Genomic DNA, 25,844 nt, shown 5'->3' with positions numbered 1-25,844 from the left:
CGCCCCCACCGCAGCGCTCCCGGACACGTCAGGACCCCGACCCGCGCTCGACGGCCTCGACGGCCTCGACGGCCTCGACGGCATCCCGCTGATCGACGTCTCCGCGACCGGGCCAGGGCCCGCCCCGCTGCAGCAGGCCATGGAACTGACCCGGCGGCACGGCCCGGTGGTGCGGCGGCGGCTGCACGGCAGGGACGCCCTGTTCGTCAGCGATCTCGACCTGGTCGCCGAACTCGCCGACGAGCGGCGCTTCGCCAAGCATGTCGGTCCTGCTCTGGAGAACGTGCGCGAGTTCACCGCGGACGGCTTGTTCACCGCGTACAACGACGAGCCCGACTGGGCCCGCGCGCACGACATCCTGATGCCCGCGTTCGCGCTGGGCTCGATGCGGACCTACCACCCCGTGATGCTGCGCGTCGCCCACCGGCTCATCGAGTCGTGGGACCGCGGCGCGCGCGACGGGCGGCCCGTGGACGTGCCCGGCGACATGACCCGGATGACGCTGGACACCATCGGCCTCGCCGGGTTCGGCTACGACTTCGGGTCCTTCGAGCGGGCCGAGCCGCATCCCTTCATCGACTCCATGGTCCGCTGCCTCGAGTGGAGCATGACGCGTCTGAGCCGTACGCCGGGCGGTGACCACTCGGCGGCCGACGCGGCGTTCCGGGCCGACGCCGACCATCTGGCGCAGGTGGTCGACGAGGTCGTCTCCGCGCGCGCCGACGCGCCGGGCACGGCGGAGTCCGCCGAGGATCTGCTCGGCCTGATGCTCACCGCACGGCATCCCGGCGACGGCGGGAAGCTGAGCACCGCCAACATCCGCAACCAGGTGATCACGTTCCTGATCGCGGGGCACGAGACGACGTCGGGCGCGATGTCGTTCGCCCTCTACTACCTGGCCAAGCACCCCGCCGTGCTGCGGCTCGTGCGCCGCGAGGTCGACGCGCTCTGGGGCGACACCGCCGACCCGGAGCCGACGTTCGACGAGGTGGGGCGGCTCACGTACACCCGCCAAGTCCTCAACGAGGCGCTGCGGCTGTGGCCGACGGCCGCCGCGTTCGGCCGCCACGCCCGCGAGGACACGCTCCTCGGCGGCCGCATCCCGCTGCGCGCCGGGCAGGGCGTCACGGTCCTGACGCCGATGCTGCACCGGCAGCCGGTGTGGGGCGACAACCCGGAGCTCTTCGACCCCTCGCGGTTCACCCCGGAGGCGGAGGCGGCCCGTTCCCCGCACGCGTATCTGCCGTTCGGCACCGGTGAACGGGCCTGTATCGGGCGGCAGTTCGCGCTGCACGAGGCGACGATGCTCCTCGCCATGCTGGTCCACCGCTACCGGCTGCACGACCACGCCGACTACCGGCTCACCGTCAAGGAGACGCTCACCCTCAAGCCCGAGGGCTTCACGCTCACCCTCACGCCCCGCACCGCCGCCGACCGCGTGCACGGCGAACTGCCGGGCGCGACGGCCCACCGCGCGGCGGCCGAGCCCGACACCGCGACACTTCCGGCGAGGGTCCGCTCCGGCACCCGCGCGCTGTTCCTGCACGGCAGCAACTACGGGACCTGCCGGGACTTCGCCGCCCAACTCGCCGACGCGGCCGACCTGTTGGGCTGCGAGACGGAGGTGGCGCCGCTGGACGCGTACGCGGACTCGCTGCCCGTCGACCGCCCGGTCGTCATCACCGCCGCCTCCTACAACGGCCGCCCCACCGACGACGCGGCCGCCTTCGCCGCCTGGCTGGACGACGCGCCCGCGGGCACCGCCCAGAACCTCTCGTACGCGGTGCTCGGCGTGGGCGACCGCAACTGGGCGGCCACCTATCAGCACGTCCCGACCCGCTTCGACGAGCGGCTCGCGGAGCTGGGCGGCACCCGGCTCCTGGAGCGCACGGCGGCCGACGCTTCGGGCGATCTCGGCGGCGCTGTACGGGACTTCACGGCCCGGCTGCGCACCGCGCTGCTTGAGCGGTACGGGGACCCCGACTCGGCAGACGTGGAAGATGATCACGCCTCGGACGCTCACGGGGGCGCACACGAGAACGCGTACGACGTCCGTGAGCTGACCGGCGGCCCGCTGGACGCCCTGGCGGCGCGCCACGGGCTCGTCCCGATGACCGTCACGGAGGCGCACGACCTCACCGCGCCCGGCCACCCCCGCGTCAAGCGGTTCGTGCGGCTCGCGCTGCCCGACGGCGTGACCTACCGCACCGGCGACCACCTCACCGTGCTGCCGGTGCAGGACCCGGCAGTGGTCGAACGAGCCGCCGGCGCGCTGGGCGTGGACCTGGACGCGGTCCTCGACATCCGCGCGGGCCGCCCGCGCCGTGCCGGTCTCGCCGTCGACCGCCCGCTGACGGTCCGCCAACTCCTGTCCCGTCACGTCGAGTTGCAGGAGCGCCCGACCACCGGGCAGCTTGCCGTGCTCGCCGCGGCCAACCCCTGCCCGCCGGAACGGGCCGCTCTCGCCGCGCTCGCCGACGACGCCGAAGCGCGGGCCGCCGACGGGCGCACGCTGCTCGAAGTGGTCGAGGCGCACCCGGCCCTGCGCGGCGCGCTCGACTGGCCGACGCTGCTCGATGTGCTCACGCCGCTGCGTCCGCGCCACTACTCGGTGTCCTCGTCGCCCGCCGTACGGCCCGGCCATGTGGACCTGATGGTCTCCCTGCTGCAGGCGCCCGCCCGCTCCGGGAGCGGCCGCCTCTACCGGGGGACGGGCTCCGGCCATCTCGTCGGCCTGCGGCCGGGGGACACGGTCCTGGCCCGCGTCCAGCCGTGCCGCGAGGCCTTCCGCATCGATCACGGGGACACAGCAGACACAGCGCCGGTCGTCATGGTCGCCGCGGGCACCGGCCTCGCGCCCTTCCGGGGTACGGTCGCGGACCGCGCAGCGCTGATGGCCTCAGGATCCCAACTCCCGCCCGCTCTCTGCTACTTCGGCTGCGACCGGCCGGACGCCGACTTCCTGCACGCCGATGAGCTGCGCGCCGCCGAAGCCGCGGGGGCGGTCTCGCTGCGGCCCGCGTTCAGCGAGGCGCCGGTGGACGGGGTCACGTTCGTCCAGCACCGCATCGCGGCCGAAGGCGACGAGATGTGGGAGCTGCTGACCGCCGGCGCCCGCGTCTACGTCTGCGGCGACGGCTCCCGGATGGCGCCCGGCGTACGCGACGCCTTCCGCACCCTGCACCGGGAGCGCACACCGGGGGCCACGGCTGCCGACTCCGAGGAGTGGCTCAACGAGCTGATCGGGGCGGGGCGTTACGTCGAGGACGTGTACGCCGCCGGGTAGGGCGACGCATCGCGGCGGGCCAGGATCTCCAGGGCCCGCTCGCACCAGCGCAGGTTCTCCTCCTCGAAGGCGCGGCCGCGCATCAGCGTGAGGTAGGGGCCGACGCGCTCGGCTTCGCGCAGGAACGCCTCCTCGTCGCGTCCGGCGAGGAGGCGTTCGCGCTGCCGTTCATAGCCGGCGAGCTTGCCGCGCGACCACGTCACGCGCTCCTCGAGCAGCGCCCGGGTGGCGGCCGGGTCTCCCCCGTCCATGGCCTGGATCTTGACCAGGAGTTCGTCACGGATGGCGGTCGGCCGCGGCGGCTCGGCGGCGAAGGCGTGCAGCGCGCGGCGGCCGCTGCCGGTGAGCGTGAACATCCGCTTGTTCGGCCTGCGTTCCTGCTCCACCACGCGCGCCTCGATCAGGCCCTCGCCGCCCAGGCGCTCCAGCTCGCGGTAGAGCTGCTGGGGCGTGGCCGACCAGAAGTTCCCCACGGACACGTCGAAGACCTTCGCCAGGTCGTAGCCGGACGACTCGCCTTCCAGGAGCGCCGCGAGGACCGCGTACTTCAGAGACATCTGGACACCGTACACCGATGTGATTAGTCTCCCACGCACCTACTCAACAAATTGACTATGCAGGTCTTTACGAGCAGTGAGGTGTGGCATGCAGGCATTCCGCAAGGCCGTCGAGGCGGGCGACCACACGGCCATCGAGGCGCTCCTCGCCGAGAACGTCGTCTTCACCAGCCCCGTCGTGTTCCGCCCGTACACCGGCAAGGCGACCACCGCGGCGATCCTGCGCGGTGTCACGCGCGTCTTCGAGGACTTCCGCTACGTACGCGAGATCAATGACGCCGGCGGCCGTGACTCGGCGCTCGTCTTCGCCGCGCGCGTCGGCGACCGCGAGATCAGCGGCTGCGATTTCCTCCACCTCGACGAGGACGGCCTGATCGACGAGTTCACGGTGATGGTGCGGCCGCTTTCGGCCGCGCAGGCGCTGGCCGCCGCGATGGGCGCCCAGTGGGAGCGGATCACCGAGGAGGCGGCCGGCGAGTGAGCCGGGCCCGCGGCTACCAGGTGCGGGCGGACCGGATGAGGTGGTCGCGGACCAGCGCGACGTGCGGGTTGTCGGCGGATCCGGGGCGCTGGACCAGGTAGCCGGTGTTGATCGGGGCGTCCTGCGGATCGTGCAGCAGGACGAGGCCGCCCGCGGCCAGCGCGTCGCGGCACAGGTAGCGGGGCAGCACGGAGAAGCCGGCGCCCGCGATCACGGCGGCGAGCACGCCGCGCAGGTCGGGCACGGTGACGGAGGCCTCGCAGGTCAGGCGCTTGCCGAAGACGTGACGCCAGTAGCGGCGGGCGATCGGCAGGTCCTCGGCGTAGGTGACGAGCGGGACGCCGTGCAGCACCGCGGGTCCTTCGGCGGCGATCCGGTCAGGGCCGCCGATCCGCTCGGCCCACGATGCGGCGGCGACCAGGACGAACTCCTCGTCGGCCAGCGGCACCGCGTTCAGGGAACGGCCGCGGGGCCGGGCCGTGGCGATGACCAGGTCGTGGCGTCCGGCGCGCAGCTCCTCCAGGAGCGGATCGGTCAGGCCGGTGGTGACCCGCAGCCGGACGCCCTTCTCGACCAGAGGCGCGAGGGCGGGCAGCGCGCAGTGGCAGAGCATCTCGGCCGGGCCCGCCAGGTGGACGGGCTCGGCGGGGGCGCCCTCGAGGGGGCCGCCGTGACCGGTGACCGCCGCCAGGGCGTCCAGGGGATCGACGATCCGGGAGGCGAGGGCGTCCGCGAACGGGGCGGGGGCGACGCCACGCGGCAGCCGCTCGAACAGCTCCCGGTCGACCTGCCGCTCCAGGGCGCGGATCTGGGTGGTGACGGTGGGCTGCGAGAGGCCGAGCAGGCGCGCGGCGGCGGTGAAGGACCCCGAGCGGTACACGGCGAGGAAGGTGCGCAGCAGGTTCAGGTCCAGCGGAGCACCCGTTGTCGCCGCCTGCGTCATCCCCGGCGACCCATCGGAATCCTGATTTCCCATATGGCTCAGCCTATTGGATTTCCTTGGGCCGGCCCACCTACCTTCGAGGACATCAACGCACTGACGTTCTGAGCACGGAACGTCAGGGACTCCAGCCTCGGAAGCCTCGGAGAGACACATGTCCAAGATCCTGTTCGTCATGACCGGCGCCCACCACTGGACCCTGGCCGACGGCACCCAGCACCCGACCGGCTTCTGGGCCGAGGAGGCCGTCGCGCCCTACGAGGCGTTCAAGGCCGCGGGCCACGAGATCGTCGTCGCGACGCCGGGCGGTGTCGTCCCGCCCGTCGACCGGGCCAGCCTGGCGCCCGAGTTCAACGGCGGCCAGGAAGGCGCCGACAAGGTCGCCGCCACCCTCGACTCGATCGACGAGCTGAACCACCCCATCAAGCTCGAAGAGGCCGACCTGGCCGACTACGCCGCGGTCTTCTACCCCGGCGGCCACGGCCCCATGGAGGATCTCGCCGTCAACGCGGACTCCGGCAGGCTTCTCACCCTCGCCCTGGAGTCGGGCAAGCCGCTCGGAGTCGTCTGCCACGCCCCGGCCGCGCTGCTCGCGGCGGCGAAGGCCGACGGCTCCAACGCCTTCGCGGGGTACGAGCTGACCGGCTTCACCAACGTCGAGGAGACCCAGTCCGGGTTCGCCGACAAGGCCAAGTGGCTGCTCCAGGACCGCCTGGTCGTGGCGGGCGCCGACTTCCAGGAGGGCGAGCCGTGGGCCCCGAAGGTCGTCGTCGACCGCAACCTGGTCACCGGCCAGAACCCGGCGTCCGCCGCCCCGCTGGCCACCGAACTCCTGAAGAAGCTGGCCTGACTTCGATGGGCACCGACCGGCTCGACGAGGTCCTCGACGCCGCCTACGACTGCCTCACCAGGTACGGCGTACGGCGCACCACGATGGACGACATCGCCGGCACCATGGGCGTGTCCCGGTCAGCGGTCTATCAGTACGTACGCAACAAGGACGACGCCTTCCGCAAGCTCGCCCGGCGCCTGCACACCCAGGCGCTGGAGCGGGCCGAGCGGGCGGCCGCCGACCCGGACGCCCCGCACGCCGAACGCGTCCGGGGCGTCCTCGCGGCCAAGCTCGACCTGGTCCTGCGCCTGGCCGGGGACTCGCCGCACTCCGCCGAACTCCTCGACGCCAAGGCCCGCCTGTTCGGCGACATCTGCGACGGCTTCACCGGCACGCTGCGCCACCTGCTGATCGGCCTGTTCGCCGAGGCGGGGACCCCGGCGACGGTGGACCCCGCAGAGGCGGCCGACCTGTGCATCGCCCTCGTCATCGGCCTGGAGTCCGTGCCCGAGGGAGAGCGTCTCTTCCGGCCCGCGACGGACGCGCTCTTGACCGGAATCCTTGCCGCACCCCCTTTCGACGTGCCGCAGAACGTGCCGCAGAACGTGCCGCAGAACGTGCCGCTGAGCTGACTTTCGGTCAATTCCTGTGGCGGCCCTGTGGATTTTTCGCCCCCCGCCTGCGGCTCCCGCCGCCGCGCCATAGGCTCCCCCGCCTGATCGTTCACGTTCCCGGGAGGAGCACCCATGGCAGCACAGCGCCGTTCGGCACAGGATGCGGAGGCTGAACCGGATGGGCCCGACGGGTCCGAGGGGCCCGGCCGCCGCAAGGTGCTCGCCTATCTGCTCGCGGCGCCCACGCTGGCCGTCGGCGTACGCCTCGGCGTGGACTCGGCCGGCGAGAGCGCCGAGGCCGTGGTGCCCTCACCGCCGCAGCCCGAGAACCTCCTCGACCTCGGCGATCTGCAGAACCTGGCGGCGGCCCCGACCGCGGGCCTGATCGCCGTCCAGGTGCACGCCGACGGCACAGCCTCCTTCGCGGTGCCCCGGGCGGAGGTGGGCCAGGGCATGACCACGGCGGTCGCGATGATGATCGCCGAGGAGATGGACCTGCCCATCGGCAAGGTCAAGGTCACGCTCGCCGACGCCCGCCCCGAGCTCCTGATGAACCAGCTGACCGGCGGCTCGAACTCGATGCGCAGCATCTACCGCCCGGTGCGCGTCGCGGCGGCCGTGGCCCGGCAGCGGCTCGTCGCCACGGCCGCCGAGCGGTGGGGCGTCGACGCGGCCGAGCTGACCACCAAGGACGGCGTCATCACGTACGGATCCAAGGAGAGCGCCACGTACGGATCGCTCGCGAAGGCGGCGGCCAGCACGCACGTCGTCCAGGCCTCGGCCAGGCTGAAGGACCCCTCGGAGTTCACCGTCCTCGGCACCCCGCACAACCGCGTCGACGCGCTGGCCGCCGTGACCGGGCGGAAGACGTTCGGCATGGACATGCACGTCCCGGACGCCAAGCCGACGATGGTGCGCAGGCCGCCGACGATCAACGGAACGGTCGTGTCCGTCGAGAACGCCGACGCGGTACGGGACATGCCCGGCATCACCGATGTCGTGACCGTCCGGCACGGTGTGGCGGTGCGCGGCGAGACGTTCGGCCAGTGCATCGACGCGCTGCGGGCGCTGAAGGTGACCTGGGGCCGGGGCACCGTCGACGGGGAGTCGGACGACACCGTCCTCGCCAAGCTCAAGAAGGCTGCGCTGCCGATGGTCGTGCCGCCGCTGCTGACCAAGAAGGTCGACGCGGAGTTCACCTTCGCGTTCGCCAGCAACAGCCCGCTGGAGCCCGACAACGCGATCGCCGACGTGCGCGCCGACCGCGCCGAGATCTGGTCGAGCCTGAAGGTGCCGATCGTCGCCCAGCGGGAGATCGCCACCCAGCTCGGGCTGCCCCAGAAGGCGGTGACCGTGCATGTGATCGAGGGCGGCGGCTCGTTCGGGCGGCATCTCTTCCACGACGTGGCCGCCGAAGCCGCCGAGATCTCGCAGAAGATGGGCAAGCCGGTCAAGCTGTCGTGGTCCCGTACGGACAACTTCCGGCAGGGGCGCACCCATCCGATGTGCGTCTCGCGCGTCCGCGCGACGTACGCGCTCGGCAATGTGCTCAGCTACGAGCAGCGGCACACCAGTTCACAGACCGACTTCGGGCACGGCCTGGGCGAGATGATCACCTCGACGGCGGCGAAGCTTCCGGTGGCGGGGAATCTGACGTTCGCCGAGACCATCTTCCAGCTGACCCAGTCAACGCCGTACAACTTCGGGGTGACCACGCAGCTCCTCAACGAGGTGCCGCTGAAGTTCAACACGGGCAGCATGCGCAACATCTACTCGCCGAACGTGGCGTGTGCGAGGGAGCTGGTCGTCGACCTGCTCGCGGCGAAGCTCGGCAAGGACCCGGTGGCGTTCCGGCGCGAGTTCCTCAAGGACAAGCGGCTGAGAGCCGTACTGGACAAGGCGGTTGAGGAAGGCGAGTGGGGCAAGTCCCTGCCCGCCGGGATCGCGCAGGGCATCGCCCTGCACTCCGAGTACCGGGGAGCGGTCGCCGCGCTCGTCGAGATCGACTGCCGGCCCGAGACGGTGAACAGGAAGGTCAGGGACGGAGTCACCGGACCGCGCGTCACCAAGGCGCTGATGGTCGTGGACGCGGGCTTCGCCATCAACCCCCGCGGCCTGGAGGCCCAGATGATGGGCGGCATGAACGACGCCCTCGCCATGGCGCTCACCTCCAGCCTGCACATCAAGGACGGCATCCCGCTGGAGGGCAGCTGGGACAACTACTTCTACACCCGGCAGTGGAACACCCCGCTCGATCTGCGGGTCGTCGTGATGCCGAGCACCGGCGACAAGCCTTCCGGGGCGGGCGAGTTGGGCGTCGCGCCCGCGTTCGCCGCGATCGCCTGCGCCTACGCGCGCGCCACCGGGACGCTGCCGACCAGCTTCCCGATCAACCACGGCACGCTCAGCTTCGAACCGCTGCCGCTCGAGCCGTCGACGCCGCAGTCCCCCACCGACGGTCTCGACCGCGCCTACTGAGGAGCCCTCCGTGCCAAGCCACACCTTCAAGCTCAACGGCGAGCAGATCACCGTCGAGGCCGAGGACGACGTACGCCTCCTGTGGGTCCTGCGCGACCTGCTCGGCGTCACGGGACCCAAGTACGGCTGCGGACTGGGTGTCTGCCAGTCCTGTACGTCCCACATCAACGGCAAGGCGTTCAACCCCTGTTCGGTGCCCGTGTCGAAGATCGGCTCCGACGACGAGATCACCACCATCGAGGGCCTGCCCGGCACGGTCGGCAAGGAACTGCACCCCATGCAGGAGGCCTGGCTCGAGCTCGACGTGTCGCAGTGCGGGTACTGCCAGCCGGGGCAGATCATGGCGGCGGTCGCCAAGGTGCGGCAGGCCGCCGACGCCGGTCGTGAGATCAGCGACGGCGACCTGGACGAGATCCGCAACATCTGCCGGTGCGGCACGTACACGCGGATCCGGGAGGCCATCAGGGCCGGGGCGAAGCGGATGTGAACTCCTTTGTCTCCTCGGTGAGTTCCGGCGCCCGGGCGGCGTCGGGGCCCGCTCCCGGACGCCGGGCGGGGAACCCGTGCCCGCGGGCGGATACCACCACGACGAGCACCGGGACGAGCAGGGCGAGGACGCTCCAGGGGAAGGACTCCGCGCCGAGCCGCCCGAGGAGGATGCCGCCGGCGACGCCGCCGCCCGCCATGGCCGCGTTCCAGAGCGTGACGAGCATGGCCTGCGCGGCGTCCGCCGAATCGCCGCCCGCGTCGCCGACGGCGGTCTGCAGGAGCGTGGGAGCCCCGCCCCAGCCGAGCCCCCACAGCGTCACCGCCACGTACACGAGGGCGGGGCTGTCGGCGAGCACCGCGAGGAGCGCTGCGGCCACGGCGACCAGCAGGGCGCTCGCGATGGTGAGCGTACGGAGCCTGCGGTGGATGTGGGCGCCGACGATCCAGATGCTCAGCAGGGAGGCGGCGCCGAAGACGAGCAGGACCACGTCGGTGGAGCCGCCCATGCCGAGGTGGTCGAGGAAGGTGGCGATGTAGGTGTAGAGGATGGTGTGGGCCAGGACGAAGACCAGCGTGACGGTGAGGACCGGCGTCACGCCGGGGATGCGCAGGGTCCGAAGGACCGGGGTGCGGCCCTCGCTCCGCTGTCCGGGGTGGTCGGGGACCGAAGCGGTGATCCAGGCCAGCAGCACGACGGTGAGCACCGTCATCAGCAGGAACGCGACGCGCCAGTCGAGCGCCTTGCCCAGGAAGGTCCCGGCGGGCACGCCGAGCGACAGCGCGAGGGGGATGCCGGCCATGGCGATGGCGATCGCCCTGCCCTGCAGATGGACCGGCGCCAGGCGGCGGGCGTATCCGGCGAGCAGCGCCCAGGCGAGACCGGCCGCCACGCCCGCGACGAACCGGGCCACCATGGTCAGCGCGTAGTTGCCGGAGACCGCTGTGACGGTGTTGGCGAGGGCGAAGCCCGCCATCGCGGTCAGCAGTAGCCGCTTGCGCCGCCACGCCGCGGTGGCCGCGGTCAGCGGGATCGCGGTGAGCGCGGTGCCGATCGCGTAGACGGTGACCGTCTGGCCCGTCGCGGACTCGCCGACGCCCAGGTCGGCGCTCATCGCGGGCAGCAGTCCCACGGGCAGCGTCTCCGTGAGGCTGGTGATGAAGACGGCGGTGGCGAGGGCCAGGAGTGCGGCGAGGGGCAGCTTCTGGGTCCCGGATCCGCCCCGGGAACCCACGTGTTGTGCGGTGTGGTTGCTCATGTCGCCTATGCTCGAACCCTCACATTGGTGTGAAGGTCAAGCGAGAGGCTGCGAGGTCGATCAGATGCGGATCGGAGAGCTGTCGGAGCGCACCGGCACACCCCGGCGACTGCTGCGCTACTACGAGGAGCAGGGCCTGATCATGGCCGAGCGCGCGGCGAACGGCTACCGCGAGTACGACGAACGCTTCGTGGACCGGGTCCTGCAGATCCGCGGGCTGCTCGACGCGGGCCTTCCCACCCGGATCATCAAACAGATCCTCCCCTGCCTGGACAAGCCCCGCACGATCTACTTCCCGGACGCGACGCCCGAGATGATCGCCACCCTGGAGCACCAGCGGGACCGCATGACCGAGCGCGTGAACTGCCTGAGCCGCAACAGGGACGCCATCGCGGAGTACCTCGACGCCGTACGCAACGGCACCTCATGACCCGAGCAACGCCTCGAGCCCCGCGGACAGTTGCTCGGGCCCGCCGCGGTCGCCCATGGCGAGGGCGGTGGCCCGCAGCCGCGGGAACTCCTGCGCGGGCATGCGGTAAAGGCCGAGACGGAAGGCGGGGTCCGGCTCGCCCGGATCGTCGTCCATGGCCCGCAGCTCCACGAAGAGATAGCCGAGCAGCCACGCGGTGAACGCGCGGTGCACCCGCACGGCGCGGCCGTCGCTCAGCCCCGCGTCCTGCAGCAGCGCCAGGACGCGCTCGTCGCTGCGCAGCACGGCCACGGGCCGCCGGGCCAGAGGGGTGGACAGGAGGCGGGTTGCGAGGAGCGGGACCACGTTCGGATGGCGCAGGGCCACGCGGTAGGTGGCGAGCGCGGGGCCGACGAACTGTGCCCGTACGGGCTGCGCGGCAACAGCGTCGTGCGGGCTCAACTCCGACCAGCTGCCGATCGTGGAGATCCCCCTGGCGAACGCCGACGACCTGGACGCGGTCGCCATGTTCCTGTGAGAGCAGGGCATCTATGTGACGCCGGCCGCCCTCCGACGCCGCGGTCATCGCCCACCACTCCGCCTTCTACCGGCAGTTCGCTCCGGGGAGCGCCGCCCGCTCCCTCGAGTTCGGGGCCGGGCCCAACCTCTATCCGCTGATGCTCGCCGCCGCCGCGAGCCGCCGGATCGACGCCGTGGAGGCGAGCGCGGCGGGCGTCGCCCATCTGACCCGGCAGCTCGAACGGCCGCCGGACGCCAGCTGGCCGCCGTTCTAGAGGCTGTGCCGCAGCCTCAACCCGGGCTGCCCCGCAGCCTGCGGGAGGCCCTGACGCGCGTACGCGTGGTGCACGGCGACATCCGGGCGCTCGCACCCGGCGGCTACGCCATCGCGTCGATGAACTTCGTCGCCGAGGGCGTCACCGAGGACTTCATGGAGTTCACCGACTTCTGCCACCGCTTCGTGCGCTCCGTCGGCCCCGGCGGGCACCTGGTCGCCGCGTTCATGGAGAACATGCCCACCTACCGCATCGGTCCCGCGTCGCGGTGGCCCGGCTGCCCGGTGGACCCGGACGTCGTCACGGAGGTGTTCGCGCCGCTCACCCGGCGGCTCGTGGTCACCCGGATCGACGCCGATCCGACCCTGCCCGACTACGGCGACTCCGGCATGGTGCTCCTGACGGCCGTCCGCCGCCCCTCCTGAACGCCCGCGTCGCGCAGCGCGAAGGCCGTCTCGACCAGGGCGATGTGGCTGAACGCCTCGGGCGCGTTGCCCAGTTGGCGCGCGCATTCGGGGTCCCACTGCTCCGCGAGCAGACCCACGTCGTTGCGGACGTCCAGGACGCGCTCGAAGGTCTTCCCGGCCTCTTCGAGCCGGCCGGTCGCCGCCAGCGCGTCGGCGTACCAGAGAGAACACACCACGAACGTGCCCTCGGAGCCGCGCATGCCGTCCACGCCGTGCACGCCGCTTCCGTTGTGGGCGTACCGCCGTACGAATCCGTGGTTGTCCAGGGCCCGCATCGCGAGGACGGTGTCGCGCACCCGCGGGTCGTCGGCCAGCAGGAAGCCGACCTTGGGGATCAGCAGGGCCGACGCGTCCAGGGCGGGCGAGCCGTAGGACTGGGTGAACGAACGGCGCTCCTCGTCCCACCCCTCGCGGCACACCTCCCGGTGCACCTCGTCGCGCATGGCCCGCCACTCGGGCGCGCATTCGTTCCTGCCGAGCAGCTCGCCCATGCGCAGGGCGCCCTCGGCGGCGACCCACGACATGACCTTGGAGTGGACGAACTGCCGCCTGGCGCCGCGGACTTCCCACAGCCCCTGGTCCGGTTCGCGCCAGTGCTCCCGCAGGTGGCGGATCAGGTGTTTCACCAGGCTCCACATGTGGGGTTCCATCGGAATCCCGGCGCGCAGCGACAGACAGAGCGTGTCAGGACCTCTCCGTACACATCCAGCTGGAGCTGGGTCACCGCGGCGTTCCCGAAGCGGACGGGCCGCGAGCCTTCGAAGCCGGGCAGCCACGGCGCCTCGGCACGACGAGCCCCGTCTCGTACGCCGCCACGACCGCCTGTGTGCGGTCCCGCAGGCCGAGTTTGGCGAGCACCCGACTCACATGGGTCTTCACGGTCTCCTCGCTGACGTGCAGCCGTCCGGCGATCTCCGGGTTGGACAGGCCCTCCGCGATCAGCCGCAGCACCTCGGTCTCGCGCGGGGTCAGGGCGTCGAGACGGGCGGCGGATCCGCCGGGCGGTCCCGGCCTGAGGCGGGCGAACTCGGCGATGAGCCGGCGGGTCACGGTGGGCGCGAGCAGCCCCTCGCCCGCGGCCACCACGCGTACGGCGTCGAAGAGGTGCTCCGCGGTGACGTCCTTGAGCAGGAACCCGGCGGCGCCCGAGCTCAGCGCGTCGTACACGTGCTCGTCCAGGTCGAAGGTGGTGAGGATGAGGACGCGCGTGCCGGTGCCGGCGAGCCGTCCGGTCGCCTCGATGCCGTCCATCACGGGCATGCGGACGTCCATCAGGACCAGGTCGGGCAGCAGCTCGCGGCAGAGCCGGACCGCCTGGGCGCCGTCGGCGGCCGTGCCGACGACGGTGAAGTCGGGCTGGGTGGCGAGGAGCCCGGCGTATCCGGCGCGGACGACCTCGTGGTCGTCGGCGATGACGATGCGCAGGGGCGCCTGGCTGCCGCTCGGACTCTCGCTCATGCGGCATGCTCCCGCACCGGTGCGGGGAACGTCGCCTCGATGAGGAAACCGCCGCGCCGCGCGGGGCCCGCGCGCAGCTCGCCGCCGACCATCGTGGCGCGCTCCCGCATCCCGAGCAGACCGTGGCCGGCGTCGAGGCCGTCCGAGCTGTGCGGGCTCGGCCCGTTGTCGCGCACGCGCAGCCGCAGGGCGTCTTGGGTGTAGTGGAGTTCGACGTCCACGGGGGCGCCCGGTGCGTGGCGGCGCGAGTTGGTGAGGGCCTCCTGCACGATGCGGTACGCGCTGAGTTCGACGCCGGGGTCGAGGGGGCGAACGGGGCCTTCGACGATGAGCCGTACGGCGGCGGCCGACGCGTCCCGCGCCTCGTCGACGAGCTCGCCGATCTGTTCGAGACCCGGCTGCGGGCGGCGGTCCGGCGTGACGGGTCCCGCGTCCTCGCGCAGCACGCCGAGCAGGCGGCGCATCTCGGTGAGCGCGGTGCGGGCGGTGTCGCCGATGGCAAGGAAGCGTTCGGCGCCCGCGGTGGGCAGTCCGGCGGTGGTCAGCCGTGCGGTCTCCGCCTGTACGGCGATCATGGAGATGTGGTGGGCGACGACGTCGTGCAGCTCCCGGGCGATCCTGGCCCGTTCGCCCCGGGCGGCGTGCTCGTGGAGGGTCTCGGCGATGGCCCGCTCGGCCGCGCTGTTCACCAGGGCGGTGTCGCGGGCGCTGCGGGCGATCCCCGTACCGGCGGCGACGCCCGCGCACACCGCGACCAGCACGGTCATGACCCGCTCCCCCGCACCCTCCGCCGACGCCGCCGTGACCGCGTACACGACGAAGGGCAGCGCGAGGAGCACCGCCAGGAGCCTCGGGCCGTGGCGACCCGCCTGGTGGAGGGCCACGAGCAGGGCGCACAGACCAGCAAGAGTCAGTACGTGGAAGGGCGCGAGGGCGAGCATCGCGGCAGCGGAGGCGGGCAGGGCGGCGCCAGAAGTGCTTGATCGGCTGCCCCTCCCCAGTGTCGCACCGCCCCCGAGCGCCGCGACCGGCACGGTCGTCCCCAGCGCGAGGGAGAGGGCGAGCGGCAGCGGGATGTCGCCGTTCGCGCGCAGCAGCAGTTCCACGGCGGCGGCGAGTGACAGGAGTGCCGCGGCAGCGGGCGGTGTCCGCGGGTGGCGCAGGACGCCGCGCATACGTATGTGTCCGCCTGCGCGCATGCCCCTGGCGGGAGTTGTGACGCTCACGCGCTTCATTGTCACCGTCACGAGGCCCCTCGGAGTCCCTCACGTGAGGGATACGAAGACGGCTCCCGGGCGTGACGACCTGCGGCCGTGCGGTCCCTAGCCTCGCTTCTCATGGATGGCATCACGGCAACAACTGATCGCGGGGCGGCGCCCGTCGGCCACGCGGCGACGATCGAAGTGCGCGGACTGCGCAAGCGTTACGGGCCGGTCACCGCGGTCGACGGTCTCTCCTTCACGGTGACTCCGGGGCAGGTCACCGGATTCGTCGGCCCCAACGGCGCCGGCAAGTCCACCACCATGCGCATCGTCCTGGGTCTGGACTCCGCCGACGAGGGCACCGCGCTCATCGGCGGCCGCCCCTATCACGCGCTGCGCACGCCGCTGCTCGCAGTGGGCTCGCTGCTCGACGCGGCGGCCGTGCATCCCAGCAGGCGCGGGCGTGACCATCTCCTGTGGATGGCGCACTCGCACGGGCTTCCCGTGCGCCGAGTGGACGAGGTGCTCGACCTCGTCGGGCTCGGCCAGGCGGCGCGGCGCCGGGCCGGCGGCTACTCGCTCGGCATGCGCCAGCGACTCGGCATCGCGGCCGCGCTGCTCGGCGACCCGCCCGTCCTGCTCTTCGACGAGCCGGTCAACGGACTCGACCCGGAGGGCATCCGGTGGATCCGCGGCTTCCTCAAGGGTCTCGCCGCCGAGGGCCGTGCCGTGCTCGTCTCCAGCCACCTGATGAGTGAACTGGAGGACACCGCCGACCACTTGGTCGTGGTCGGGCGGGGCCGTGTCATCGCCGACACGAGCGTGCGGGAGCTGCTCGCCGCGGCGTCCGGCGACCGGGTCGAGGTCCGCACGGACGAACGGGCGGCGGCGATGACCGTGCTCGCGGGCGCGGGGGCGAGCGTCGCGGCCACCGGACGCGACACGCTCACCGTCTCGCACCTCGCGGCGGGCCGTGTCGTGGAACTGCTCGGCGGCGCGGGAGTCGGCTTCTCGGGGGTCGCGGCGCACCGGGCCACGCTGGAGGAGGCGTACATGGAACTCACCAGGGACGAGGTCGAGTTCGCGGGCGGACAGGCATCCGGCGGGAGTTCCGGACCTGGCGCCCCGAACCCCTCCGGGGAGGGCACACGATGACCACCGTCAGCCCGCCCCGCCGCCCCGGCACCGCGCTCGTCGGCCGCGACGGCTTCCCGCAGCTGCTGCGCGCCGAGTGGACCAAGCTGCGCACGGTGCGCCGCTGGGGGCTCACGCTGCTCGCCGCGGTCGTGGTGACCGTCCTCATCTCCCTTTTCTCCGCGTCGAGTTCGGGCATCGAGACGACGCGCGGTGGCGGCGAGGGCGGTTCACCCGCGCCCACCGGGCCCGGCGGAGTGTCCATCCGCGACGACTTCACGTTCGTACACCGCACGCTCACCGGCGACGGTGCCATCACCGCCCGGGTGACAGGACCCACCGGCGAGCAGCCGCGCGAGGCTCCCGAGTGGGCCAAGGCCGGGGTGCTGATCAAGGAGAGCACCGATCCGGGGTCGGACTACGCGGCGGTGATGGTCACCGCGGGGCACGGGGTGCGGCTGCAGAGCGAGTTCGTCCGCGACGTGGCGGGCGGCGCCGCGTCCGCCACCACGCCGCACTGGCTCCGCCTTGTCCGCGAGGACGCGACCGTCACGGCGTACGAGTCCGCGGACGGGCGCACATGGCACAAGGTGGGGACCGCCCGGCTCGGGACGTCGGCCGAAGCGGTCCAGGTCGGTCTCTTCGTGGCGTCGCCCGACACGCGGTCCATGGAGCGGAGGTTCGGCAACGTGTCGGTGAGCGACGAACCGTCGCGGTCGTCGGGACGCTTCGACGAGGTGACGGTGAAGGGGGCCGTAGGCGGCGACTGGCGACTGACGGACGTCGGACGGCCGAACGGGGGCGGGCAGCCGACGGGAGACGGACAGCCGGCCGGCCCCGAGCAACCGACCGGCGCCGGGCAAGGTGAACTCCGCCGGGCGGGCGGCGCGTTCACCGTCACCGGCTCGGGCGACATCGCCCCCGGCACCCCGATGCAGCCGGACCTCGTCGCGACGTCCCTCAACGGCAGTCAGTTGAGCCTCGTCCTGGTCGCCGCGCTCGGCGTCCTGTTCATCACCGCCGAGTACCGGCGCGGGATGATCCGCACGACGTTCGTGGTCAGTCCGCGCCGCGGCCGCGTCCTGCTCGCCAAGGCGGTGGTGATCGGCGCGGTCACCTTCGTGACCGGGCTCGTGGCATCCTTCCTCTCCTACCTGTTGAGCATGCCCGCACTGCGCGACAGCGGCCACAAGCCGCCGCTCTTCCCCGAGTTCTCGCTCACCGACGGGCCCGTGCTGCGGGCCGTGTTCGGCACCGCGGCCCTGCTCGCCCTGATCGCCGTGCTCGCCCTGGGTCTCGGCGCGCTGCTGCGCAACACGGCGGCCGCGATCACCACGGTCGTCGTGGTGATCGTCCTGCCGCTGATCCTGGTCAGCATGGTGCCACTCGGCCTCTCGCAGTGGCTGCAACGGCTCACGCCCGTCGCGGGGTTCGCGATCCAGGAGACGACGCCGCACTACGACCAGGTGGCGAGCCGCTGCCTCCCGGAGGACGGCTGTTATCCGCAGGGCGCGTGGACCGGCTTCGGCACGCTCGCCGCGTACGTGGTCGTGGTGCTCGGTGTCGCGGTGTGGCGGGTGCGAAAGAGGGACGCATGAGGAGCGCCGAGCGCTCGCTCGGCGCGCTGCATGCCGAGTGGACCAAACTCCGTACGCTGCACAGCACTTGGTGGCTGCTGTTCGCCCTGATCGCCCTGACGGTCCTGGCGGGCGTCGCCTCCACCGCGTCGCTGACCGCGGGTGACTGCCCGGTCCCGGCCGACTGCCACGAGGACACGGTCAAGCTCAGTCTGACCGGGGTGTGGCTGGGCCAGGGCGCGGTCGTCGTCCTCGCGGTGCTCACGATGAGCGGCGAGTACGGCACGGGCACCATCCGCACGACCCTCACGACGGAACCGGGCCGGGTACGGGTCCTCGCGGCCAAGGCGGTGGTGCTCTGCTCCCTGACCGCGGCGGCGAGCACCGTCGGCGTGCTCGGCGCGCTGCTCGCGGGCCGGCTGCTGCTGTCCGCCGACGGCTTCGCGGCACCCGCGCTGACGGATGGACCGACCGTACGCGCGGCCGCGGGCACGGTCCTCTACCTCACGCTCACGGCCCTGACCGGCCTGGGCGCGGCCACGGCCCTGCGCGACACGGCGACCGCCGTCACCACGGCCCTGGCCCTCTTCTACGCCTTCCCGCTGCTCGCAGGTCTCCTTGCCGACCCCGACTGGCAGGAGAACGCACGGCGGGCGGCGCCCGCGACGGCCGGCCTCGCGATCCAGGCGACGATCGACCTGGACCGGCTGCCGATCGGCCCTTGGGCGGGCATCGGGGTCCTCGCCGCCTACGCGGCAGCGGCGCTGGTCATGGGCGGGGTGCTGCTGCGGGTACGGGACGCGTGAGGCGCGGGGATCGTCCGGCGCGGCGCGGGCTGCGTATACAGTCACCACCGATCAGCTCCGCATTTTTCGTACACCTGAAAGACCCGCACCATGGCCGTCGACGAACTCGACACCCGCATCCTGCGGCTGCTCCTGGAGCAGCCGCGCACCAGTGTCCGTGAGTACGCTCGCGTACTCGGTGTCGCCCGCGGCACCCTGCAGGCCCGGCTCGACCGGCTCGAGCGGGACGGTGTGATCACCGGGACGGGTCCTTCGCTCTCCCCCGCCGCGCTCGGCCACCCGGTCCTCGCCTTCGTGCACATCGAGGTCACCCAGGGGCATCTGGACGAGGTGGGCGACGCGCTGGCCGCCGTGCCCGAGATCATCGAGGCCTTCTCGATCACCGGCGGCGGCGACCTGCTGACCCGCGTGGTCGCCCGGGACAACGGCCACCTGGAAGACGTCATCCAGCAGCTGATCCAACTGCCGGGCGTGGTGCGCACCCGTACGGAGATGGCGCTGCGCGAGCGCGTGCCGCACCGGCTGCTTCCGCTGGTCGAGTCGATCGGGCGGGCCGCGGCCGGGCAGCGGTGAGCCGGGCCTTTGGCATGCTGGACGGCATGAGCACCAACGGCTGCACCTCGGTCATCTTCGATCTCGACGGCACGCTCGTGGACAGCGAGCCGAACTATTACGAGGCGTCACGCGCGCTGCTCGCCGAGCTGGGCGTCGATTACACCTGGGCGGACAACGAGGCCTACGTCGGCATCGGCACCCAGGAGACCCTCGCCACCTGGAAGGACCGGTACGGCATCGACGTGCCCGTCGCCGAGCTGCTCACCGAACTCGACCGCCGCTATCTCGCCCTGGCCCGCGCGGACACCCACGTCTTCCCCGAGATGCGCAAGCTCGTGGAGCAGCTGCACGGCGCCGGAGTGCCGATGGCCGTGGCTTCCGGCTCCTCGCGCGCGGCGATCGACGCGATCCTCTCCGGCACGGGCCTGGACGCGCAGCTGACCACCGTGATCTCCGCGGACGAGGTCGCGCACGGCAAGCCCGCCCCCGACGTCTTCCTCGCCGCGGCCGCGCTCCTGGGCGCGGACCCCGCCGACTGCGTGGTCCTGGAGGACGCCGCTCCGGGCGCGACGGCGGCGCACGCGGCCGGCATGCGCTGCATCGCGATCCCCTATGTCGCCGCCCATGCGGACGCCCCCGCGTTCGCGTCGGCGGGGCTGCTGCTGCGGGGCGGGCAGAGCGAGTTCACGGCGCAGGCCGCGCTCGACTTCCTCGGCTCTCTCAGCGACCTCAGCGCCTGGTCGCGGCCCGTGCCGCAAGCTCCGTCTTCTTGATCTTGCCGGTGGCGGTGAGCGGCAGTTCGTCGAGGAGTTCCACGGCGGGCACCTTGTACGTCGCCATGGCACCGGCCGCCCAGTCGCGCAGCTCCCGCGCCGTGAGGGCGCTGCCCTGGACGGTGCGCACGTACGCATAAGGGCGCTGGCCCGCGGCTTCGTCCGGGACGGCGACGACGGCCGCCGCCAGGACGTCCGGGTGCCGGGCGAGCAGCGTCTCGACCTCGGCGGGGAAGACGCTCATGCCCTTCACCTTGATCATGTCCTTGTCGCGGCCCAGGTAGTGCAGACAGCCGTCCTCGTCGAGGCGGCCGATGTCTCCGGTGTGCAGCCAGCCGTCGCGCAGTGCCGCCGCCGTCGCCTCGGGGGCACGCCAGTAGCGGGTCAGGACCGAGGGGCCGCGGACGATGATCTCGCCGGGGTCGCCGATCGGCAGCGGACGGCCGGTCTCGAAGTCGACGATCAGGACGTCGGTGCCGGGGGCAGGCAGACCGCAGAAGGTCGCGTCGCCCGCCAGGTCGTGGTCGCCGTCCTGGAAGCCGACCGTGCTGGTGTCGCTCGTGTGGGTCTCGGTCATGCCGTACGAGGCCTCGCGCAGCACGCTGTCGTCGCCGACTGCCGTGCGCCAGCGGGCCCGCAGCTCGGGGGTGAGCTTGCGGATGAAGGACACGGTGAGCGGGGCGGTCAGGGAGCTCAGGTCGTGGCGTGCGAAGTCGGGGTGGGAGAGGAGTTCGAGGTAGTTCTCGACCGTTCCGGCCATGGTGGTGACCTGGTGCCGCTCGATCGCCGCGAGCACGGCGGCCGGGTCCCAGCGGGGCAGCAGCACGCTCGTGCCGCCGGAGACGAGCGGGGCGAGGATGCCGAGGTTCTCGCCCGCGATCCAGAAGACCGGCAGGAAGCAGAGCGAGACGATGCCGTCGTCGAACGGCAGCGGGCCGCGGCTGTTGTCGATGGCGGTGGCCGTGTAGACCATGTGGCGCTGGGTGTGCTCGCACGCCTTGGGCATTCCGGTGGTGCCGCCGGTGTAGTTGAGGGCGGCAAGGGCGTCCAGGTCGTCGGCGATGCGGCCGAGCGGCGGGTGTCCGATGGCGGCGTCCCAGGCGTCGGCGTCGTCGGCCACCAGGACTTCCCGCACCGCCGTTCCCGCGCGCACCTCCTCGAGCAGGCCCGCGAGCGAGCTGTGCGTGATGACGATCTCCGGTCCCGCGTCGCGCAGTTCATGGCTCAGCTCCGCCGCCCGGAACATCGGGTTGACCGGTACGTGCACGGCTCCGGTCCGCAGCACGGCGAGCATCGCGATCACGAACTGCGGACAGTTGGGCAGCTGCACGCCCACCCGGTCACCGGCCCGCACGCCGCGCGCGTCGAGCCGGCCCGCCAACCGGTCGGTGAGATCGTCGAGTTGGCGGTACGTGAACGTCTCGTCCCCGAAGACCAGCGCGGGCCGCTCCGGTGCGGACCGCGCCCAGTGCCGTACATATCCGGGCACGGTGCGTGTCCCCGCGCGGTGTTCCGCCGTCTCGGCCTGCCGGCCCCGCCTGGCCTTCGCCTGACGGGCGCGCAGGTCTCGCAACTGGTCTTCGCTGGGCAAGGGGCTGGGCATGGGGCGGCTCCTCAGCGTTGGGGATCGACTCCGAGCAGGTGCAGGAACATGGCGGTGACGTCGCGCACGGCCGCGTCGTACGTCCGTGGGTCGGCTGCGGCGCGCCGGGCGAACTCGATGCTCATGCCGCCGACCGCGCGGGCGACGGACAGGGGATCGGCGACCGGGGCGGCGCTGCCCTCGGCGACCAGGCGGCGGATGTAGCGGGCCGAGCGGTGGATCGGCCGCTCCTGGGTCTCCTGCCACAGGGCGCGTACGTCGTCGTCGAGTTGCGCCTGCTGCTCCAACAGCCGTAGCAGCGGCAGGTGTCGGGCGTGCGGCGATGAAGGCGGCGGTGGAGGCGTGGCAGATCTCGAGGGCGTCGTCCCGGTCGACGCCCGGCACGTCCTGCGCGGCGAGGAACGCGTCGCGCACCCGCACCGCGAGGACGCGGAAGATCTCCTCCTTGGAGGCGAAGTAGACGTAGAAGCCCGCCCGTGAGACCTCTGCTTCGGCCGTGATGTCGGCGATGGTCGCCGGGCCGTAGCCGCGCCGCGCGAAGACGGCCTCGGCGGCGTCCAGGAGCCGTCCGCGGGCCGGGGCGTCAGTGCGGTCGTGTGCGGTGCGGGTTGCCCAGGGCTGTTGATCGCGTGCCACGCGGCGAGCATATTGACGTTGACGCCAATGTCAATGAGCATGGCGGCGCCCCCTCGGGGGCCGGATATCTCAGGAGGGGCTTCATGGGTTCTGCCGCCGTGCTCGTCGCCAATCGCGGGGAGATCGCCGTCCGCGTCCTGCAAGCAGCGGCGGAGGCCGGGCTGCGCACCGTCGCGGTGTTCGCGGAGGACGAAGCGGCCGCGCGCCATGTCCAACTCGCCGATGAGGCACAGCCGTTGGGCCGTTCCGGACCGGCCGCGTATCTGGACGCGGAGGCGGTCGTCGCCGCGGCCCGGCGCTCCGGGTGCGAGCTGGTGCACCCCGGCTACGGCTTCCTGAGCGAGGACGCGGACTTCGCCGCGCGGTGCGCGGACGCCGGGCTGCGGTTCGTGGGGCCGTCCCCCGAAGTGCTCGGCCTGTTCGGCGACAAGGCACGCGCGCGTGCGCTCGCGGTCAGCCTCGGGGTGCCTGTCCTGGCGGGCACGCAGGGGCCGACGACGCTGTCCGATGCCGCCGACTTCCTTGCCGGGCTCGGCCCTTCGGGCGCGGTGATGGTGAAGGCGCTGGGCGGGGGCGGCGGCCGCGGCATGCGCGCCGTGCACCGCCCTGCCGACCTGGCGGACGCCTGGGAGCGCTGCCGTTCGGAGGCCCTGCAGGGCTTCGGCCGGGACGAGTTGTACGTCGAGGAGCTGCTGACCGGTGCCCGCCACATCGAGGTGCAGATCATCGGCGACGCGACCGGCGAGGTCAGCCACCTCTGGGAGCGCGACTGCAGCGCCCAGCGACGGCACCAGAAGCTCATCGAGATCGCCCCCGCTCCCGGCCTCTCCCCCACGGTTCGCGAGCAGCTGATCGACGCCGCCCTCCGGATGGCCCGCGCGTGCGACTACGTAGGCCTCGGCACCTTCGAATTCCTGCTCCAGGGCGAGGAGTTCCACTTCATCGAGGCGAACCCGCGCCTCCAGGTCGAGCACACGGTCACCGAGGAGGTGACGGGCGTCGACCTGGTCACGGCCCAACTGCGCCTGGCGGCAGGCGAATCACTCGCGTCGCTCGGCCTGTCCGGTCCCCCGCCCGAGCCACGCGGCTACGCCGTACAGGCCCGCGTCAACGCCGAGTCCCTGGCCGCCGACGGCTCGGCACTGCCCTCGACCGGCACACTCACCCGCTTCGACGTGCCGACGGGCGCCGGGATCCGCGTGGACACGGCGGCCCGCACCGGGGCGCAGGTCGGGGCGCGCTACGACTCCCTCCTCGCGAAGGTCATCGCCCATGTGCCGCAAGGGGACTTCGCGGCGGCCTGTGAGCGCGCGTCGCGCGCGCTGGCCGCCTTCGCCGTAGAGGGCGTACGTACGGGAATCCCGCTGCTGTGGACGCTGCTCGCCCATCCGGGCTTCACGGCGGGCGGCACCCACACGGCCTTCGTGGAGGAGCACATCGCGGAGCTGCTTCCGCAGGCGCCCACCGATCCCGCGGAAGCCGGCGGCGGCGCGACGGTCGCCGCCCCCATGACGGGCACGGTCGTCACCGTCGATGTCGCCGTGGGCGAACACGTCGCGGCGGGACAGCAGTTGCTCGTCCTCGAGGCGATGAAGATGGAGCATGTCGTGCGCGCGAGCGCCGCCGGCACCGTGACCGCCCTGCACGCGCGCGTGGGCGCCACGACGGCGGAGGGCCGCCCCCTGGTGACGGTCGACGCGTCGGCGGCGGGCGAGGTGAGCGACCTGCTCCCCGAGGAGGCCGCCGACCCCGACGCCATCCGCCCCGACCTCGCCGAGGCCCTGGCCCGGCACGCGGTCGGCCTCGACGCGCGGCGCCCCGAAGCCGTCGCCAAACGCCACCGCATCGGGCGGCGCACGGCGCGCGAGAACATCGAGGACCTCTGCGACGCGGGCACCTTCACGGAGTACGGCGCGCTGGCGATCGCCGCCCAGCGCCGCCGCCGCTCCCTCGACGACCTGATCGCATCGACGCCCGCCGACGGCATGGTCACCGGCACGGGGCGGATCGACGGCGTGCGGTGCGTGGCGATGTCGTACGACTACACGGTGCTCGCCGGCACGCAGGGCCTGCAGAACCACCGCAAGACCGACCGGATGCTGCAACTGGCCGGGGAACGGCGGCTGCCGGTGGTGCTGTTCGCGGAGGGCGGCGGCGGCCGCCCCGGCGACACCGACACCACGTCCGTCGCCGGACTCGACGTCATGACGTTCCATCAGATGGGGCGGCTGAGCGGACAAGTCCCCCTGGTGGGCGTCGCGTCGGGCCGCTGCTTCGCGGGCAACGCCGCGCTGCTCGGCTGCTGCGACGTGGTGATCGCGACGCCCGAGGCGAGCATCGGCATGGGAGGCCCCGCGATGATCGAGGGCGGCGGTCTCGGCGTGTTCCGACCCGAGGAGGTCGGCCCGCTGTCGGTCCAGGTGCCGAACGGCGTCGTGGACATCGCCGTGGCCGACGAGGCGGAGGCGGTGCGGGTGGCACGGAAGTACCTCACGTACTTCACGTACGCCCCTGGGGCGGGCGGCAGTTGGGAGACCCCGGACGAGCGGCTGCTGCGGCATGCGGTCCCGGAGAACCGGCGCCGCGCCTATGACGTACGGACCGCGATCGACGGCATCGCCGACACGGACTCCGTCCTGGAGCTGCGGCGCGGCTTCGGCGTCGGCATCATCACGGCGCTCGTCCGCGTCGAGGGCCGCCCGATGGGCCTGCTCGCCAACAACCCCGGCCATCTGGGCGGCGCGATCGACCGCGAGGCGGCGGACAAGGCCGAGCGCTTCCTGCGACTGTGCGACACGTTCGGTCTTCCTGTCCTCTCGCTCTGCGACACACCGGGCTTCATGGTCGGCCCGGACGCCGAACGGACCGCGACGGTACGGCACTTCGCGGCACTCTTCGTGACGGGCGCCCAGCTCCGGGTGCCCCTCGTCAGCCTGGTCCTGCGCAAGGCGTACGGGCTCGGCGCGATGGCCATGATGGGCGGCTCGACCCGGGCACCGGTGGCGACGGCGGCCTGGCCGAGCGGCGAGTTCGGCGGGATGGGCCTGGAGGGCGCGGTGCGGCTCGGCTACCGCAAGGAGCTTGCGGCGATCGACGATCCCGCCGAGCGGCAGCGGGTGTTCGAGGCGCATGTCGCCGAGCTGTACGAGCACGGCAAGGCGGTGAACGCGGCGGCCGCCCTGGAGATCGACGCGGTCATCGACCCGGCGGACTCACGGCGGTGGATCCTCGCGGCGCTGGACGGCGCGGCCGGGCGGCCGGACGGGGGCGAATGACTCGACGGCCGTCCGGCGGCCGCGCACGGGTCAGGGCTGCACGGGTCAGGAGTGCACGGGTCAGGACTGCACGGGTCAGGACTGCACGGGTCAGGACTGCACGGGTCAGGAGTGCACGGTCAGGACTGGGGCCGCTTTCCGTGGTTGGCCGCGTGCTTGCGGCGTCCCTTCTTCTTGCGGCGTCGCTTCGAGGACATGACGTTCCCCTCACTCGGTGGGCGC

Annotated in this window: 22 protein-coding genes and 3 pseudogenes; 15 read left to right on the top strand and 10 right to left on the bottom strand. The window is 72.6% G+C overall.

What is annotated here, in order from left to right; genetic code table 11:
- Positions 1–82: 82 nt before the first annotated feature.
- Positions 83–3,286 carry a cytochrome P450 gene (locus E2651_RS12480; protein ID WP_135331151.1) on the top strand — a complete coding sequence of 1,068 codons (3,204 nt, stop codon included), beginning with the start codon at positions 83–85 and terminating at the stop codon, positions 3,284–3,286.
- On the opposite strand, the gene E2651_RS12475 is transcribed toward E2651_RS12480, so the two are convergent.
- Positions 3,256–3,843 carry a PadR family transcriptional regulator gene (locus E2651_RS12475; RefSeq protein ID WP_135331147.1) on the bottom strand — a complete coding sequence of 196 codons (588 nt, stop codon included), beginning with the start codon at positions 3,841–3,843 and terminating at the stop codon, positions 3,256–3,258. The genes E2651_RS12480 and E2651_RS12475 overlap by 31 nt on opposite strands.
- Before the next feature lie 88 nt (positions 3,844–3,931).
- Between E2651_RS12475 and E2651_RS12470 the strand changes: the two genes are divergently transcribed.
- Positions 3,932–4,324, top strand: a complete 393-nt coding sequence (locus E2651_RS12470; RefSeq protein ID WP_135331146.1) for a nuclear transport factor 2 family protein — start codon at positions 3,932–3,934, stop codon at positions 4,322–4,324.
- A gap of 13 nt (positions 4,325–4,337) precedes the next feature.
- On the opposite strand, the gene E2651_RS12465 is transcribed toward E2651_RS12470, so the two are convergent.
- Positions 4,338–5,300 (bottom strand): LysR family transcriptional regulator, encoded by a 963-nt coding sequence (locus E2651_RS12465; RefSeq protein WP_135331145.1) that lies wholly within the window; start codon positions 5,298–5,300, stop codon positions 4,338–4,340.
- 118 nt (positions 5,301–5,418) lie between these two features.
- On the opposite strand from E2651_RS12465, the gene E2651_RS12460 reads away from it, so the two are divergent.
- From E2651_RS12460 to E2651_RS12445, 4 genes are all read left to right on the top strand, one after another.
- Positions 5,419–6,114: a type 1 glutamine amidotransferase domain-containing protein gene (locus tag E2651_RS12460; protein WP_135331144.1), complete on the top strand. Its 696-nt coding sequence runs from the start codon at positions 5,419–5,421 to the stop codon at positions 6,112–6,114.
- Positions 6,115–6,119: 5 nt separating this feature from the next.
- Positions 6,120–6,728 (top strand): TetR/AcrR family transcriptional regulator, encoded by a 609-nt coding sequence (locus E2651_RS12455; protein ID WP_135331143.1) that lies wholly within the window; start codon positions 6,120–6,122, stop codon positions 6,726–6,728.
- 114 nt (positions 6,729–6,842) lie between these two features.
- Positions 6,843–9,188, top strand: a complete 2,346-nt coding sequence (locus E2651_RS12450; protein ID WP_135331142.1) for a molybdopterin cofactor-binding domain-containing protein — start codon at positions 6,843–6,845, stop codon at positions 9,186–9,188.
- Between the two features lie 10 nt (positions 9,189–9,198).
- Positions 9,199–9,675 carry a (2Fe-2S)-binding protein gene (locus E2651_RS12445; protein ID WP_135331141.1) on the top strand — a complete coding sequence of 159 codons (477 nt, stop codon included), beginning with the start codon at positions 9,199–9,201 and terminating at the stop codon, positions 9,673–9,675.
- On the opposite strand, the gene E2651_RS12440 is transcribed toward E2651_RS12445, so the two are convergent.
- Complete coding sequence (locus E2651_RS12440) at positions 9,650–10,933, bottom strand: MFS transporter (RefSeq protein ID WP_135331140.1); 1,284 nt, start codon at positions 10,931–10,933, stop codon at positions 9,650–9,652. The genes E2651_RS12445 and E2651_RS12440 overlap by 26 nt on opposite strands.
- A 64-nt stretch (positions 10,934–10,997) precedes the next feature.
- On the opposite strand from E2651_RS12440, the gene E2651_RS12435 reads away from it, so the two are divergent.
- On the top strand, positions 10,998–11,363 hold the full coding sequence (locus E2651_RS12435; protein WP_135331139.1) for a MerR family transcriptional regulator: 366 nt from the start codon (positions 10,998–11,000) through the stop codon (positions 11,361–11,363).
- Here E2651_RS12435 and E2651_RS12430 read toward each other — a convergent pair.
- Complete coding sequence (locus tag E2651_RS12430; protein ID WP_280922789.1) at positions 11,358–11,870, bottom strand: TetR/AcrR family transcriptional regulator C-terminal domain-containing protein; 513 nt, start codon at positions 11,868–11,870, stop codon at positions 11,358–11,360. The genes E2651_RS12435 and E2651_RS12430 overlap by 6 nt on opposite strands.
- Positions 11,871–11,908: 38 nt before the next feature.
- Here E2651_RS12430 and E2651_RS12425 point away from each other — a divergent pair.
- Positions 11,909–12,561 (top strand): annotated as a pseudogene (locus E2651_RS12425) (class I SAM-dependent methyltransferase); the annotation flags it as partial.
- On the opposite strand, the pseudogene E2651_RS12420 reads toward E2651_RS12425, so the two are convergent.
- The 3 genes and pseudogenes from E2651_RS12420 to E2651_RS12410 form a co-directional block, all read right to left on the bottom strand.
- Positions 12,510–13,387, bottom strand: a pseudogene (locus E2651_RS12420) (glycoside hydrolase family 15 protein); the annotation flags it as partial. The pseudogenes E2651_RS12425 and E2651_RS12420 overlap by 52 nt on opposite strands.
- Positions 13,324–14,061: a response regulator transcription factor gene (locus E2651_RS12415; protein WP_135331137.1), complete on the bottom strand. Its 738-nt coding sequence runs from the start codon at positions 14,059–14,061 to the stop codon at positions 13,324–13,326. The gene E2651_RS12415 and the pseudogene E2651_RS12420, both read right to left, overlap by 64 nt.
- The gene (locus tag E2651_RS12410; RefSeq protein ID WP_348541629.1) at positions 14,058–15,287 is read right to left on the bottom strand and encodes a sensor histidine kinase; all 1,230 of its coding nucleotides are present in this window, start codon (positions 15,285–15,287) and stop codon (positions 14,058–14,060) included. The genes E2651_RS12415 and E2651_RS12410 overlap by 4 nt, the downstream gene beginning before the upstream one ends.
- A 111-nt stretch (positions 15,288–15,398) precedes the next feature.
- Between E2651_RS12410 and E2651_RS12405 the strand changes: the two genes are divergently transcribed.
- From E2651_RS12405 to E2651_RS12385, 5 genes are all read left to right on the top strand, one after another.
- Positions 15,399–16,418, top strand: coding sequence for an ATP-binding cassette domain-containing protein (locus E2651_RS12405; RefSeq protein ID WP_135331136.1), 1,020 nt, complete (start codon positions 15,399–15,401; stop codon positions 16,416–16,418).
- Entirely contained in the window at positions 16,415–17,995 is a 1,581-nt protein-coding gene (locus E2651_RS12400; RefSeq protein WP_135331135.1) for an ABC transporter permease subunit, read from the top strand. The genes E2651_RS12405 and E2651_RS12400 overlap by 4 nt, the downstream gene beginning before the upstream one ends.
- Positions 17,992–18,780: an ABC transporter permease gene (locus E2651_RS12395; protein ID WP_135331134.1), complete on the top strand. Its 789-nt coding sequence runs from the start codon at positions 17,992–17,994 to the stop codon at positions 18,778–18,780. Before E2651_RS12400 ends, E2651_RS12395 begins: the two co-directional genes overlap by 4 nt.
- Before the next feature lie 90 nt (positions 18,781–18,870).
- Positions 18,871–19,353 carry an Lrp/AsnC family transcriptional regulator gene (locus E2651_RS12390; protein ID WP_135331133.1) on the top strand — a complete coding sequence of 161 codons (483 nt, stop codon included), beginning with the start codon at positions 18,871–18,873 and terminating at the stop codon, positions 19,351–19,353.
- A gap of 26 nt (positions 19,354–19,379) precedes the next feature.
- A complete protein-coding gene (locus E2651_RS12385) occupies positions 19,380–20,108 on the top strand; it encodes an HAD family phosphatase (RefSeq protein ID WP_135331132.1) in 729 nt (242 codons plus the stop codon).
- Here E2651_RS12385 and E2651_RS12380 read toward each other — a convergent pair.
- Complete coding sequence (locus E2651_RS12380) at positions 20,065–21,711, bottom strand: AMP-binding protein (RefSeq protein ID WP_135331131.1); 1,647 nt, start codon at positions 21,709–21,711, stop codon at positions 20,065–20,067. The two genes, E2651_RS12385 and E2651_RS12380, sit on opposite strands and share 44 nt — an antisense overlap.
- Positions 21,712–21,722: 11 nt before the next feature.
- Complete coding sequence (locus E2651_RS45240; RefSeq protein WP_245238776.1) at positions 21,723–21,998, bottom strand: hypothetical protein; 276 nt, start codon at positions 21,996–21,998, stop codon at positions 21,723–21,725.
- A gap of 55 nt (positions 21,999–22,053) precedes the next feature.
- Between E2651_RS45240 and E2651_RS45235 the strand changes: the two genes are divergently transcribed.
- The gene (locus tag E2651_RS45235) at positions 22,054–22,191 is read left to right on the top strand and encodes a hypothetical protein (protein ID WP_245238774.1); all 138 of its coding nucleotides are present in this window, start codon (positions 22,054–22,056) and stop codon (positions 22,189–22,191) included.
- Positions 22,192–22,200: 9 nt separating this feature from the next.
- Here the strand turns inward: E2651_RS45235 and E2651_RS45230 are convergent.
- A pseudogene (locus E2651_RS45230) lies at positions 22,201–22,347 on the bottom strand (TetR/AcrR family transcriptional regulator); the annotation flags it as partial.
- Between the two features lie 83 nt (positions 22,348–22,430).
- On the opposite strand from E2651_RS45230, the gene E2651_RS12370 reads away from it, so the two are divergent.
- Entirely contained in the window at positions 22,431–25,622 is a 3,192-nt protein-coding gene (locus tag E2651_RS12370; protein ID WP_135331130.1) for a carboxyl transferase domain-containing protein, read from the top strand.
- Positions 25,623–25,844 lie beyond the last annotated feature (222 nt).

This window comes from Streptomyces sp. MZ04 (assembly GCF_004684775.1).
In the GTDB taxonomy this organism is placed as follows: Bacteria; Actinomycetota; Actinomycetes; order Streptomycetales; family Streptomycetaceae; genus Streptomyces.
Note: the sequence above shows the minus strand (reverse complement) of the source record. Positions and strands in the feature narration are given on the sequence as shown.

What these genes read in the sequence shown, in the direction of transcription:
- E2651_RS12475 (WP_135331147.1), bottom strand. Translation starts at nt 3,843, where the DNA reads ATGTCTCTGAAGTACGCGGTCCTCGCGGCGCTCCTGGAAGGCGAGTCG.
- E2651_RS12470 (WP_135331146.1), top strand. Translation starts at nt 3,932, where the DNA reads ATGCAGGCATTCCGCAAGGCCGTCGAGGCGGGCGACCACACGGCCATC.
- E2651_RS12465 (WP_135331145.1), bottom strand. Translation starts at nt 5,300, where the DNA reads ATGGGAAATCAGGATTCCGATGGGTCGCCGGGGATGACGCAGGCGGCG.
- E2651_RS12460 (WP_135331144.1), top strand. Translation starts at nt 5,419, where the DNA reads ATGTCCAAGATCCTGTTCGTCATGACCGGCGCCCACCACTGGACCCTG.
- E2651_RS12455 (WP_135331143.1), top strand. Translation starts at nt 6,120, where the DNA reads ATGGGCACCGACCGGCTCGACGAGGTCCTCGACGCCGCCTACGACTGC.
- E2651_RS12450 (WP_135331142.1), top strand. Translation starts at nt 6,843, where the DNA reads ATGGCAGCACAGCGCCGTTCGGCACAGGATGCGGAGGCTGAACCGGAT.
- E2651_RS12440 (WP_135331140.1), bottom strand. Translation starts at nt 10,933, where the DNA reads ATGAGCAACCACACCGCACAACACGTGGGTTCCCGGGGCGGATCCGGG.
- E2651_RS12435 (WP_135331139.1), top strand. Translation starts at nt 10,998, where the DNA reads ATGCGGATCGGAGAGCTGTCGGAGCGCACCGGCACACCCCGGCGACTG.
- E2651_RS12430 (WP_280922789.1), bottom strand. Translation starts at nt 11,870, where the DNA reads ATGGCGACCGCGTCCAGGTCGTCGGCGTTCGCCAGGGGGATCTCCACG.
- E2651_RS12415 (WP_135331137.1), bottom strand. Translation starts at nt 14,061, where the DNA reads ATGAGCGAGAGTCCGAGCGGCAGCCAGGCGCCCCTGCGCATCGTCATC.
- E2651_RS12405 (WP_135331136.1), top strand. Translation starts at nt 15,399, where the DNA reads ATGGATGGCATCACGGCAACAACTGATCGCGGGGCGGCGCCCGTCGGC.
- E2651_RS12400 (WP_135331135.1), top strand. Translation starts at nt 16,415, where the DNA reads ATGACCACCGTCAGCCCGCCCCGCCGCCCCGGCACCGCGCTCGTCGGC.
- E2651_RS12395 (WP_135331134.1), top strand. Translation starts at nt 17,992, where the DNA reads ATGAGGAGCGCCGAGCGCTCGCTCGGCGCGCTGCATGCCGAGTGGACC.
- E2651_RS12390 (WP_135331133.1), top strand. Translation starts at nt 18,871, where the DNA reads ATGGCCGTCGACGAACTCGACACCCGCATCCTGCGGCTGCTCCTGGAG.
- E2651_RS12385 (WP_135331132.1), top strand. Translation starts at nt 19,380, where the DNA reads ATGAGCACCAACGGCTGCACCTCGGTCATCTTCGATCTCGACGGCACG.
- E2651_RS12380 (WP_135331131.1), bottom strand. Translation starts at nt 21,711, where the DNA reads ATGCCCAGCCCCTTGCCCAGCGAAGACCAGTTGCGAGACCTGCGCGCC.
- E2651_RS12370 (WP_135331130.1), top strand. Translation starts at nt 22,431, where the DNA reads ATGGGTTCTGCCGCCGTGCTCGTCGCCAATCGCGGGGAGATCGCCGTC.